Raw genomic sequence first — 13,490 nt, forward strand, 5'->3', positions numbered from 1 at the left:
ATGGCAGAATCAGCTATTAACCAAGTCTCGAATAAAGAGGCTTGGTCACTTCAACAATGGTTATCTTATCTTAACGACATTCACCCTAGTAATATTGAGCTAGGTTTGGATCGTGTTGCTAAAGTATATCAAAATTTAGATATTTCATTTACCAATAAAACAGTCATTACTGTTGCCGGAACCAATGGTAAAGGCACCACTTGCGCCTTGGTCGAACAAATTTTATTAGCTCAAGATAAAACGGTTGGAGTATTTAGCTCACCCCATTTAATCGACTATCGTGAGCGAGTACGAGTGGCTGGTAGTATGTTAACGACCGAGGCACATTGCCAAGCTTTTCTTAAAGTGGATAGTGCACGTAGCGATACCTCCTTAACTTATTTTGAGTTTGGCACACTAGCTGCGTTAGTGCTGTTACATGAAGCTAACGCGGATTATGTGTTACTAGAAGTCGGGTTAGGCGGACGACTCGACGCTGTGAATATCCTTGACCCAAATATCGCTGTGATCACAGGAATTGATTTAGATCATCAAGATTGGTTAGGGGATACTAAAGAACAAATTGCTAAGGAAAAGGCAGGGATATTTAGAGCGGGTATACCAGCTATTATTGGTGATCCAAATCCACCGCTATCCCTAAAAAAAGCGGCAATAGATTATAAAGTTAAGCCCAAATGGCAAGATGTTGATTTTGGTTATCAAGTTAATGAAGATGGTTTTAGTTGGCATAGCCAAACTTGTCAATACCAAGGGTTGCCAGTACCTAATATTCCAGCACAAAATGCATCCACAGCATTACAAGTTATTGAAACCTTAGGGCTAGAGGTGCCAGAACTATTATTAACTCAAGTGTTTGCTTCAGTTCATTTGCCAGGTAGAAGGCAAGTATTACAAACCCAGCCAACTGTAATGTTGGATGTGGCTCACAATCCTCAAGCAACGGGGTTATTGGCATCAGACTTAAAACAACTAGGTTCGAACAAAATTTTTGGTGTTATCGCTATGTTGCAAGATAAAGATGTAGCAGCGAGTTTGGCACCAATGCTTGATATAGTGGATACTTGGCATTGTGCAACGTTGCACATGCCAAGAGGTGGACAGGCGCAGAAATTGGTTTCAGTTATTAATTCGACTAACTCAGCCGGATTAGTTAAAAAAGTGATAGAATTTGAACAAGTAACACAGGCCTACGAAGCAGCATTAGAGCAAGCTGAAGAAAATGATTGTATTATTGTGTTTGGCTCTTTTTTTACTATTGCTGAAGTTTTAAATTTACATAATGAAAATTCAATAGCTGAGGATATTTAGTTTGTCTCCTGCATTAAAAAACCGCCTAGTTGGAACCGTTATTATTGTGGCTATTGCCGTGATATTTCTGCCTGACTTGTTAGATGGTAAAAAAGAAACCAAACGTAACTTGTTTGTAGATTTGCCAGAAAAGCCACAAATGAAGCAAGTTAAAGCGCCCAGTGAATTTAATACCGATAAAATTAAGCAAGCGAGCACACGTAAAATTGAAGTCTTAACTGAACAGGCAGTGGATGAAGAACCTAAAGCAGTTTCTGAAGGGGATACTGAAACTGTGCTTGATGTTAAAATTCCGGATAACGTTGAGCAAGATCGCCAGATTGAAGACCCATCTAGTCAACTTTCCCTTGATGAAACAGTTACAGAGTCAGGTGCTAAAACAGCGACTAAATCAACTAGCTTAGCGGCCCAAACCGTTGTACACCATGATCAAGACAAGTTATTAGCTGGCGCGGGTTGGGTGGTACAATTAGGTAGCTTTCGCCACCAAAAAAACGTCAAAGAGTTATTGGCTAAGTTAGAAAAAGCCGGATATCGCGCTTTTAGTCGCCCAGTAAAAACCAGCTCAGGTAACTTAACCAAAGTATTTGTTGGTCCAGATTTAGATAAACAAAAACTAACCACAGCACTTTCTCATTTAAAACAACTGACAAACCTACAGGGACGAGTCACGCCCTTTACTGTGCAATAATTTATATCAGTTAATAATCTTAGCTAAAAATTGTAGGATTTTCTGTAGGTGTTTTGATAGAATGCGCGCGATTTTAATTGTTTGCCAATTTCTTTTGTCAAACCTTTTGAGTAGTTTGAAACATATCTTATGAATTGGATAGACTACGCCATAATTGGTGTGATTTTGTTTTCCGCTGTGATCAGCTTAATCCGAGGATTTGTTAAAGAAGCTATTTCTTTAACTATTTGGATCAGTGCCTTTTTTATCGCCAGCCAATTCTATTCAGAGCTCGCCGCTCATTTTACCCAAATAGAAGATTTAATGATCCGTAATGGTGTGGCCATTGCTATTTTATTTGTGTGTACGTTGATTTTAGGCGGCTTAGTTAATTATTTAATTGCTCAGTTAGTTCAATTTACCGGACTAACCGGTACTGATAGGGCGCTAGGTTTAATTTTTGGTGCTTTGCGTGGCGTGTTAATCGTTAGTGCACTATTGTTTTTCTTAGATACATTTACACCCTTTTCAAATTCAAATTTATGGGAAACATCGATTTTGGTTCCCGAATTCAGTTTAGTAATTGAGTGGTTTTTCGAGTATTTGCAAAACAACTCTAGTTTTATACAGCCCGTTTAAAAAGGTAAATCGCATGTGTGGTATTGTTGGAATTGTGGGGAAAGTCCCAGTTAATCAAGCTTTGTATGATGCTTTAACTGTTCTCCAACATAGAGGTCAAGATGCCGCTGGTATAGTGACAGTTGACAAAGGTGTGTTTAATCTTAGAAAAGATAACGGCTTAGTCAGAGATGTGTTTCATACTCGCCATATGAAAAAGCTAACTGGCCAATTAGGCATAGGTCATGCCCGTTATCCTACAGCAGGGAGTTCTAGTTCAGCAGAAGCGCAACCGTTTTATGTAAATTCACCCTACGGTATTGCATTTGCTCATAATGGAAACTTAACTAATGCCCATGAGCTTAAAGATGAAGTATCTAAAGTGGCTCGTCGTCATATCAATACCACTTCAGACTCCGAATTGTTATTAAATATTATTGCCCACGAATTACAAACCTTTGAAGGCTTAGAGTTAACCCCAGCTGAGGTGTTTCAAGCCGTTTCAAATGTGCATAAAAAAATTCGTGGCGCCTATGCCGTAGTGGCCGCTATTATTGGTCATGGCATGTTGGCCTTTAGAGACCCATTTGGTATTCGCCCTTTAGCTTTAGGTAAACGTAAAACTGAGTTTGGCGACGAATACATGGTTGCCTCTGAAAGTGTTGCTTTAGATGCCGTTGGTTTTACTTTTGTGCGTGATGTTGCGCCAGGTGAAGCTATATATGTAACAGAAGCAGGCGTATTACACACACAGCAATGTGCAGAAAAGCCTATTAACGCTCCTTGTATTTTTGAATTTGTGTATTTTGCCCGTCCTGATTCGTTTATTGATGGAATTTCTGTTTACGCGTCTCGAGTTAATATGGGTCGTAAGTTGGGCCAAAAAATTGCGAGGGAATGGGCTGATTTAGATATTGATGTCGTTATCCCTATCCCAGAAACCTCTTCAGATGTGGCATTGCAAATTGCGATTGAACTAGATAAGCCTTATAGACAAGGGTTTGTTAAAAACCGTTATATTGGTCGTACGTTTATTATGCCAGGGCAAACTATGAGGCGTAAGTCAGTTCGTCGTAAGTTGAATGCCATACCTTCAGAGTTCAAAGGTAAAAATGTATTACTGGTTGATGACTCAATTGTGCGTGGTACGACTTCAGAGCAGATTATTGAAATGGCCCGTGAGTCTGGAGCAAATAAAGTATATTTTGCTTCTGCAGCACCAGAGATTCGTTTTCCTAATGTATATGGTATCGATATGCCATCAGCCAACGAGCTCATTGCCTATGGCCGTGAAATTGAGCAAATTAGTGAATTGATTCGAGCTGACGGGTTAATTTTTCAAGATATCCAGGATTTAGTCGATGCTGTGCGCGAGCTTAATCCAGAAATCAGTCGATTTGAAACCTCAGTGTTCGACGGTAATTATATAACCGGAGACGTTGATCATTCTTATTTAGAAAGAATTGATAACATGCGTAACGAAGGGGCAAAAAACGACGGTATTCAAACAGAGTTGAGTAATCTCGAAATGCATAACATGAGTCAAGGCTCCAACCAGTAACAAACTTTGTAAAAACTACAAACATAAAAAAGCCGCTGAGGATAATTCCGCAGCGGCTTTTTTGTATGTCTTTTTAAGGACTAATACAAAGGGTTAGGCGGTATAAACCGGTCCCATTCCCATACTCCATAAAATGATTGATGAAGCCATTAATATCGCTAGTAAAACTAAACCACATGTCACTACTGAACTTGCGTAAATAAATCCTTTTTCTTCAGGTATATGCATCAAAATTGGTGTACCTGAATAAAGTAAGTAAATTGAATATGCTAACCCTACTAAACCAATTGCCATGACAAACCAAAGTACTGGATAAAATGCAGCAAACCCGACCATAAATAAAGGAGTGGCTGTGTAGGCGGCAAGCTCTAAAGATTGGGTATAACTAGGTGAAGCATCAAATGCTTTAGCTAATTCGTGAATTAGAATAGCTAAGGCAACTACGCCCGTCATTAAACCAAAATACATGCCAATACTCATCATGAGCGCGCTACTTTCTGTCAGTTTAATCACATCACCAACACCAATGCTCCATCCTAAGTGTGCAGCTGAGTAATAACTCATAATACAAGGGATCAAGGAAATAATTGCGATGTGACTCAAACTATAAAAATAACTTTCGTGACGCACGTCTATGGTATGCCATTCTTCTTTAGGGTGAGTGTAAAGACCAAATAAGTGATTTAATATCATGATACTACTCCGCTGAAGCTTATTTTTAGTTACATTGAGTTAACATTTATTTAACCTAAGTGTCTTTGAATGTACAAATTTCGTCAACTGTTTTTGTTGATTACTTGTAATTAAATTATAGAATTTTGTTTATTTGAATGATTGCTACCGGTGGCATTGTTTTGTAGGATAGGTTGGAAAATGAACTTTTTAGTACGTTTAAAAATTAAGATTTCAAACACAAGCCTGTAAAAGAAGTGTTAGGGATCAACTGTGTTAGCTAAAATTACAATAGGAAAGTATATGAACCATAGACATTTAAGTCAGTTTGACCAAGTTAGACGATTACAGCTTTTTGTTCCGGTCTCACTATTGCTTATTTTAATTTTGCTAGGTGGTTTCATCTCTGACGTTAAAGCCGCTGATTGGTCTGATGTTGAAAAGATTGTTGCAACTATTGAGTTGCCAAAAATCCCTACAGGTGAAGCTGATATCCGCAACTTTGGTGCCTCACCAGGTGCAGCCAAGAATATATTACCTGCAATTAATAAGGCGATTGCGCATTTAGTGAAAAGCGGCGGAGGTAAAGTTGTTATTCCAGCGGGGCTTTGGCACGTTAAAGGACCCATTCATCTAAAAAGTAAAATTAATTTACATTTGCAAGACGGAGCCCGAATACTGTTTGTAGGTGAAGTATCTGATTATTTGCCTGTGGTGAAACAGCGATGGGAGGGTACTGAAGTGTATAGTTATTCTCCAATGATTTATGCATCCAATGTTGAAGATGTTGCCATTACTGGAAAAGGCGAAATAGATGGTAATGTGAATAGTCCTTTTCATGCTTGGCATAAACTCCAAAATGAAGATATTAGTAAACTTCGAAAAATGGGCTTTTCAGGTGTACCGGTAGCTCAAAGAGTGTTTGCAGAAGGGACATATTTACGCCCTGGGTTAATCCAAATATTTGGCGGAAAACGTATTTTATTAGAGGGTTTTACTGCTTTAAACTCGCCATTTTGGGTTAATCATGTCGTTGCGGCTTCTCATGTTACAGTACGTAACATACTAGTGGACAGCCACTTTCCAAATAATGATGGTATTGATATTGAGTCTAGTGAATATGTATTAGTTGAAAATAACGTATTTAAAACTGGTGATGATTCGGTAGTAATTAAATCCGGCCGAGACCTCGATGGTCGGACAATTGGTTTGCCTAGTCGTAAGATAGTTGTGCGAAATAACGAAATGGGCGGAGAAGATGGTATTGGTATGGGTAGTGAAATGTCTGGAGGCATTAGTGATGTATTTATCACCGATAACATTATGCATAGTGGAGATTCAGCCTTTCGTTTTAAAGCGAATCTTGATAGGGGAGGCACAGTTGAACGTATCTATGTGAGAAACTTTGTCATTGATCGCTTTAAACATCTATTTTGGTTTCAGCTTAACTATCCAAGCGAACATGGTGGAGAGTTTGAAACAATATATAAGAATATTGAGTTTTCAAATATTGCGGCTAAAAAAGTTGAGACAGCCTTTTTTATTCGAGGAACTCATCAGTTTCCATTGAAGAATGTACTTTTTAAAAATATTAATATTTCAGAAACTGAAAACACATTTGATATCCAAAATGCGTTAGATCTTGAGTTTGAAGACGTCACAATTGAAGGCCAGCGGATAAAGGGGATTATGAGTTGGTTGGATGAAAGTGCAAGTCATTAGGGGCTGTCAATCTTTGGTGTATGAATACCACACAGGCCGCAGCAAAAAAACATATAGCAAAGATCAACAGACCCTAATACACCTATGATAAAATGTGGGTTAAATATTGACGTTTGTAATTAAGAATTAGCATCCATGCCACATAAAGCGTTATTAGTACCCATACAGTCATTTCTTATATGTGAAACTCCGCAAAGTTGGCTTGAGCATGCCACTAAACCTGAAAACTTGCCAAACTTATTAGTCGATCACGCTAACTGTGAGCTCAAAGCCGCGCAAACTGCTATGTTATTGCTGCGCCGCTATGCAGTCGATAAAGATAGTGGTGAGGCGCTTTTAGCCTGGCTTAAACCTTTTGAAGATTTTGTGTACCGTAAAGTAGGCGATGGTAACTTTAGCCAGCATGTAAATTTGTCTAAGAAGTTGATCAGTAAATCTAATTTTGAGCATGGTGACGAACTCATTGCCAAAATGGTGTTGTTAATCAAGGAAGAGTTACATCACTTCCAACAAGTATTAGAAATAATGCAATCTCGCAACATAGAATACGGGAATCTGACCGCCTCTCGATATGCTAGGGGATTGATGAAACATGTTAGAACTCACGACCCTGCTAAACTACCAGACACGCTAATTTGTGGTGCATATATTGAAGCCCGCAGTTGTGAGCGTTTTGCTAAATTAGCCCCGTATTTAGACGACGAATTAAATAAGTTTTATGTGTCCTTACTTCGCTCAGAAGCACGGCATTTTGAAGACTATTTATCGTTAGCTCAGACAATTTCTAAGCAAGATATCAGTGACAGAATTCAGCTGATTGGTGAAAAAGAAGCAGAGTTAATACAAAGTCCTGACGTTGAGTTTAGGTTTCATAGTGGGGTACCTAATTGTTGAAAACTTAGTAGGCTGATTATGCCTAATAATTATATGGAAACGATTTGTATGTTATTATTTTGTTAATTTAAATTGGTCGTGAGTGTTAACCTTTGTCTACATTAGGAATAAAAGATATTGCGAAATTAGCTGGCGTGTCTCCAGCAACCGTTTCTAGAGTTTTAAACACCCCTGAGTTAATTTCTGCTAAAACTTTAGTTCGTGTGCAAAACATTATTGACGAACATGGCTACATCCCTAATCGTTTAGGTACCAGTTTACGTACAAAAAAAAGTGGCAACATAGTTGCTATCATTCCCCATATTACTAAACCTGTAAATGCCGGTATCATCAAATCAATCGAACAAGAAGCGCAAAAATTTGGGTACTCAGTTTTATTAGGTGATACCCAAGGATTAAGAGAGCGAGAGTTACATTACGGCAGTATGGTACGTAATGGTCAAGCCGATGGCATTTTATTGTTTGGTAGTCATTTACCCTTTGCTATTAAGACAGATATTCCTTTAGAAAAGCAGTTACCTCCGATAGTGAATGCTAATGAAATGGTGCCCGAAGTTAATATCAATAAAATATTTATTGATAATGAAGCGGCCGCCATGGAGGCAATGCAGCATTTATTTGATTTAGGCCATACTAGAATCGCTGCTGTTGCCGGCCCTAGTGATATACCTAGCTCTGATGAACGAATTTCCGGTTACAAAAAAGCCTTAGTAAGACAAGGGATTGAACTTGATGAAAACCTTATTGTACAAGGTGACTACACTTTGCATTCAGGTGTAGATATGGCTTATTATTTATTGTCGTTAGAGAGTAAACCTACTGCTATTTTTGCATTTAGTGATGATATGGCAATCGGTATTATGCAAGTGCTGCATAAAAATGGGGTGGTAGTGCCTGATGATATTTCTGTGATGGGATTTGATGATATTAATTATGCAGAGTTTGTTCGCCCCTCGTTAACTACTGTACATCAACCTTTAGAAGAAATTGGTCAAGCCTGTGCAAATCTATTGATCAGAAAGATAAAAAACCCTGACTTACCTGCTGAAAAAATTCAACTCGACTATACCTTAAGAATTCGTGAAAGTACTGGGCCTGCTGCAAAATAACCCTGCAAATTGGCTGATGTTAAAATGAAAGGCTTTCATTCGGGTAGAATAACCACTCTTAAATTTGCCTAACTCTCTAATTTAGTGGCTTTAGATGATATGAAAACGTTTCATTTATGTTAATCTAATTTAAGAATTATTGTATTAGGAATTTAAATTTGGCTAACTTAGGTATTAAAGACATTGCTGCTTTGGCAAAGGTGTCGCCAGCAACTGTATCTAGGGTGTTTAGTTCGCCTGATCTAGTGTCTAAAAAAACCTTAGACAAAGTTAAAAAAGTGGTAGATGAAGTGGGTTACCGTCCTAATAGAATGGGCGCTAGTTTACGTACCCGCAAAAGCGGAAATATAGTCGCCATTATTCCTGATATCACTAAGCCCGTAAACGCGGGGATAATTCGAGCTATTGAGCAAGGGGCGCAAAGTGCCGGTTATTCAGTTTTGCTTGGAGATACTCAAGGTTTAGAAGAGCGGGAACAACATTACGCAGATTTAGTTAGTCATGGCCAGGCAGATGGTGTGTTGTTGTTTGGTTCACGAATTCCTTTTAAAGTTGATGAAAGCTTACCTTTAGGTCCACAGTTACCCCCTTTGGTTAATGGCAACGAAGGTATTGAGTCTGATGAAATTGTCAAAGTCGCAGTCGATAATGAAGCTGCTGCGAAAGCTGCGGTAAACTATTTAATTTCAATTGGTCACAAACGCATAGCGGCGATTACCGGTCCTAGTGATGTTCCCAGTTCTCGTAAACGGACAAAAGGTTATAAAAGTGCGCTTATCGAAGCTGGAATTGAAGTCGAAGACGTTTTACAGATTGAAGGTGAATACGACGTTAAATCTGGGGTAGATTGCGCTCAAAAGTTATTATTGTTACGCCAAAGACCAACCGCTATTTTTTGTTTTAACGATGATATGGCGATTGGTGCCATGCAATTTTTACAGCAGCAAGGATTTAAAATCCCGGAAGATATTTCAGTGATGGGATTTGATGATATTAACTACGCAGAATATGTCACCCCGTCATTATCAACCGTGCATCAACCGTTGCAAGAAATTGGTACAGCTTGCATCAATTTATTGTTGAAGCAGTTAAATGGTGAAAAGGTTGAGCCTGGGTCGCAATACCTGCCATTCAGTCTAAAAATCCGCAATAGTACTGGTGTAGCGCCGAAGTAATACCATATATGGTTTGAGTTTTAGCTACGAGTAGCGAGTTAAAGTTAATAAAACGGCGTCATTTTAGCAAATGACGCCGTTTCTGTAGGTTAGGATATTTTATACCCGAAAATATTTACGAAACTGCGAAACTCGCAGTTATTCATGCTTCAACATTTCTTTCTTGAAAAACGCCCCTTGTTGGGTAGGAGTAAAGTTCCAATCGCTGATCATGGTTGGTGACCAATCTGGATCAAATACCCATGCTACCCAAGATATGCCTCTTTGTTGCATAAACTCTATAATTTGAGGGCCGTAAGAGCCGTCATTAATTACCGGAATATGTGCGCCTTTTCCATCTGCTTTTACCCAGCCTAACTCTGTAGCTATGACGGGGTAGTCTTTGGCCGCAAACCCCCATACTTCTTCCCATAATTTAAAGAAGTTTTCTTTAGATTTAACGGTTGGTTTAGCTTTTTGTGGATAGGGGTGGGCTGCGTAGGCGATACCTTTACGATCTACTGGATTCTGCTGAATAGGGCGCAAATCATAAGCCCAGTTAAAACCGGCAACTAAAGGCACTACTTTTTTATCATGGGCATAAATGATATCGATCAATTCTTCGTTAAAGGCTTTCCATTCAAGCCAGTTTGCTTTTCCAGCTCGGCCACCTTGATCAGTTGGCTCGTTAAATAACTCATACACTGCCACTGTGGATACACCTGAATAACGAAACGCAATGTCCTTCCAGAACGTACGGGTTTCTTTCATGGTGGTGTCATACATAGGATGTTGAAACAACTCAGAAGGCAAATACCCAATAGAATGCCAATCAATGATGATATACATTTCTTGGGCATTAGCCCAAATGATGGCTTGGTCAATTAACTTAAAGTAGGCTTCTTTGCCATGACCTTGCCAAGATATAGGGTGAATGGGTAAACGAACAATGTTGGCACCCCAAGCTTTGACTTCTTTAAATAATTTTTCAGACCATTGACCTTCACGAAGTAATTTATCTGGATCGGCAATGTTCATTCCCTTAAAAATTACTTGTTGTCCTGAACCATCGACTAATTGGTTACCCTGCACTGATATAAAGTCTAATTGTTTTGTTAATTGACTAGTATCAAATTGACTAGGGTAGGGTTGCCCCCACCATCCCTCTGGTTCTGTTTTTTTGTCCGCCGCGAAAATATTTGCGCTGACTAATAGCGTAAATAAAGCAATGGCTATGGATTTGAAATTCATAATATACCTTTATACAGTAATGAGTCGGTTGGATTATTGCAAAGTCGCAATGATGGTATGTTTACCAGAATAGGTAGATGCATCAATCACACTACCCTTAACGGCTTGTCCATCTATATTTAATTGTATCGTTCCTTTACTTAAACCATTCGGGTTACGCAGCTCAATATCGTATTGGGCACCGCGAAATTCCCGTTTGATGGATACCTTGTCCCAACTTGGCAAAATACAAGGATCAATTTCTAAGCCTTGATACACAGGACGAATACCTAAAATATATTGGGTAGCAGCGTAATAGTTCCATGCAGCAGTGCCGGTTAACCAAGAGTTTTTCGCCTCTCCTGGGTTCGCAGAGTCATTACCCGCTACCATTTGGCTATAGACGTACGGTTCGGTTTTATGCAGGCTTTGTACTTCTTGTAAGTAAGCTGGAGTGATCTTTGAATAATATTCATAAGCCTTTTCGCCACGTCCAATCATGGCTTCAGAAATCGTGATCCAAGGGTTGTTGTGGCAGAAAATTCCCGCGTTTTCTTTGTAGCCTGGCGGATAGGAAGTGATTTCGCCTAAATACTTGTTATAACTGCTAAAGGCTGGTTGATTTAACATGATGCCGTAATCAGTAGATAGATGTTTTTCAACAGAATCAAGGGCTTGTTTTACTTTACCATCATCAATGCCAACGCCCGCCATGGCGCAGAAACCTTGAGACTCAATAAAGATTTTGCCTTCTTCATTTTCGTGACTTCCGACTTTCTCACCGCGAGAATCATAGGCTCTTAGGTACCACTGCCCATCCCAAGCATGCTGTTCGATGGTGCTACGCATAGTGTCCACGTGAGCTAAACAAGAAGCCGCTAACTCGTCTTTACCAAGTTGCTTACATAAGTCGACAAACTCTTGACCGTACAATACAAATTGTCCGGCAATCATCACTGACTCAGCTACATCTGATGCACCACGTTGAGTTGTTTGATATGACTCATTAGGATTTTCAGAGAAGCAGTTCAGGTTTAAACAGTCATTCCAATCTGCACGGCCAATTAAAGGTAAACCATGAGGGCCAAGGTTATTCACTACATGATTAAAGGCCCGTACTAAATGGTCAAAATGGTCATGAGTGGCTACTTCTTGATCATCGTAAATCACCATTTCATCTAAAATACTAAAATCACCGGTTTCTTTGATGTAGTTAGTGGTGGATAAAACCATCCACATTGGGTCATCATTAAAGTTACCACCAATATTAGCGTTGCCTTTTTTAGTTAAAGGTTGATACTGGTGATAAGCAGAACCGTCTGGTTTTTGGGTGGCCGACAAATCTAAGATACGTTCTTTCACTTTATCTGGCACCATGTGCGCAAAGCCTATGGTATCTTGATTTGAGTCTCTAAAGCCCATACCACGACCAATACCCGATTCATAAAATGAGGCACTACGTGACAAGTTAAAGGTCACCATGTTTTGATATTGGTTCCAAATATTAATTGCACGATTAAATTTGTCGTCTGGGGTATTTACACTGAATTTATTCAGTAAATTATGCCAGTAAGCGTTTAATTTAGCTAATTCTGCCTTGACTTTATCGTGGGTGTCAAAACGGGCAGCCATTTCGTTTGCGGGGGTTTTATTTATAACATTTTTAGATTCCCATTTTTCATCAGTTTCAACTTCTATGTAACCTAAAACAAATTCTAAACTTTGGGTTTCGCCGGGAGCTAATTTAAGTTTAAGATGCTGTGAAGCAATGGGCGACCAGCCTCTAGCAAAAGAGTTAGTCGATTTTCCGTTTTCAACCACTTGTGGGCGATCAAACCCTCGGTATTGGCCTAAGAAGCTTTCTCTGTTGGTATCATAACCATCCAGCTCACGGTTTACTGAATAAAAAGCGTAATGGTTACGACGCTCTCGATATTCCGTTTTGTGATAAATAGTACTGCCCGCTACCTCAACTTCACCTGTTGATAAATTGCGTTGAAAGTTTGCACCATCATCTTCGGCATTCCAAAGGCACCATTCTATAAATGAAAATACATCTACAGTTTTACTGGTGTCGTTATTATTAGTGACTTGTAAAGAATGTACTTCTGCTTTGGTATCTAAAGGAATAAAACTGGTTACTTGAGTCGCTATGCCATTTTTACTGGCATTAAAGCGGCTGTAACCCATACCATGACGACAGCTATATTCGTCTAATTCAGTGTTGACTGGACGACCGGTTGCAGACCAGAAATCGTTTTCATCACGAATGTAAAAATAACGTCCGCCATTGTCTAAAGGCACACTATTGTAGCGATAGCGAGTTAGTCTGCGAAACTTTGGGTCTCGATCAAAACAATAACCTCCGGCTGTATTTGAAATAAGCCCATAAAACCCGTCATTACCTAGGTAATTTATCCAAGGAGTAGGTGTGTATGGTGTGGTGATCACATATTCGTAATTTGCGTCATCGAAATAACCAAATTTTTCGTTTGTTTTATTAGTTTGCATAGTTAAAGTCTCATTTGGGTAATCTATCCCAATCAAAAATG

Annotated in this window: 11 protein-coding genes; 8 read left to right on the forward strand and 3 right to left on the reverse strand. The window is 39.2% G+C overall.

Annotated elements, in window-relative coordinates:
- From folC to purF, 4 genes are all read left to right on the forward strand, one after another.
- Positions 1–1,308: a bifunctional tetrahydrofolate synthase/dihydrofolate synthase gene (gene folC / locus L0668_RS01260; protein WP_235310245.1), complete on the forward strand. Its 1,308-nt coding sequence runs from the start codon at positions 1–3 to the stop codon at positions 1,306–1,308.
- A 1-nt stretch (position 1,309) separates the two neighbouring features.
- Entirely contained in the window at positions 1,310–1,999 is a 690-nt protein-coding gene (locus L0668_RS01265) for an SPOR domain-containing protein (protein ID WP_235310246.1), read from the forward strand.
- A gap of 129 nt (positions 2,000–2,128) precedes the next feature.
- Complete coding sequence (locus L0668_RS01270) at positions 2,129–2,617, forward strand: CvpA family protein (protein ID WP_235310247.1); 489 nt, start codon at positions 2,129–2,131, stop codon at positions 2,615–2,617.
- A gap of 13 nt (positions 2,618–2,630) precedes the next feature.
- Complete coding sequence (gene purF / locus L0668_RS01275) at positions 2,631–4,157, forward strand: amidophosphoribosyltransferase (RefSeq protein WP_235310248.1); 1,527 nt, start codon at positions 2,631–2,633, stop codon at positions 4,155–4,157.
- 93 nt (positions 4,158–4,250) lie between these two features.
- Here the strand turns inward: purF and L0668_RS01280 are convergent, their stop codons facing one another.
- Positions 4,251–4,850: a Yip1 family protein gene (locus L0668_RS01280; RefSeq protein ID WP_235310249.1), complete on the reverse strand. Its 600-nt coding sequence runs from the start codon at positions 4,848–4,850 to the stop codon at positions 4,251–4,253.
- A gap of 282 nt (positions 4,851–5,132) precedes the next feature.
- Between L0668_RS01280 and L0668_RS01285 the strand changes: the two genes are divergently transcribed.
- The 4 genes from L0668_RS01285 to L0668_RS01300 all read left to right on the forward strand — a co-directional run bounded on the left by L0668_RS01285 (position 5,133) and on the right by L0668_RS01300 (position 9,729).
- The gene (locus L0668_RS01285) at positions 5,133–6,551 is read left to right on the forward strand and encodes a glycoside hydrolase family 28 protein (RefSeq protein ID WP_235310250.1); all 1,419 of its coding nucleotides are present in this window, start codon (positions 5,133–5,135) and stop codon (positions 6,549–6,551) included.
- A 135-nt stretch (positions 6,552–6,686) separates the two neighbouring features.
- The gene (miaE, locus tag L0668_RS01290; protein ID WP_235310251.1) at positions 6,687–7,445 is read left to right on the forward strand and encodes a tRNA isopentenyl-2-thiomethyl-A-37 hydroxylase MiaE; all 759 of its coding nucleotides are present in this window, start codon (positions 6,687–6,689) and stop codon (positions 7,443–7,445) included.
- Between the two features lie 92 nt (positions 7,446–7,537).
- Entirely contained in the window at positions 7,538–8,554 is a 1,017-nt protein-coding gene (locus L0668_RS01295; RefSeq protein ID WP_235310252.1) for a LacI family DNA-binding transcriptional regulator, read from the forward strand.
- Between the two features lie 158 nt (positions 8,555–8,712).
- The gene (locus tag L0668_RS01300) at positions 8,713–9,729 is read left to right on the forward strand and encodes a LacI family DNA-binding transcriptional regulator (RefSeq protein ID WP_235310253.1); all 1,017 of its coding nucleotides are present in this window, start codon (positions 8,713–8,715) and stop codon (positions 9,727–9,729) included.
- Positions 9,730–9,867: 138 nt separating this feature from the next.
- Here the strand turns inward: L0668_RS01300 and L0668_RS01305 are convergent, their stop codons facing one another.
- The gene (locus L0668_RS01305) at positions 9,868–10,959 is read right to left on the reverse strand and encodes a glycoside hydrolase family 5 protein (RefSeq protein WP_235310254.1); all 1,092 of its coding nucleotides are present in this window, start codon (positions 10,957–10,959) and stop codon (positions 9,868–9,870) included.
- Between the two features lie 33 nt (positions 10,960–10,992).
- Positions 10,993–13,449, reverse strand: a complete 2,457-nt coding sequence (locus L0668_RS01310) for a glycoside hydrolase family 94 protein (RefSeq protein ID WP_235310255.1) — start codon at positions 13,447–13,449, stop codon at positions 10,993–10,995.
- Between the last annotated feature and the right edge of the window lie 41 nt (positions 13,450–13,490).

This window comes from Paraglaciecola algarum (assembly GCF_021532655.1).
In the GTDB taxonomy this organism is placed as follows: domain Bacteria; phylum Pseudomonadota; class Gammaproteobacteria; order Enterobacterales; family Alteromonadaceae; genus Paraglaciecola; species Paraglaciecola algarum.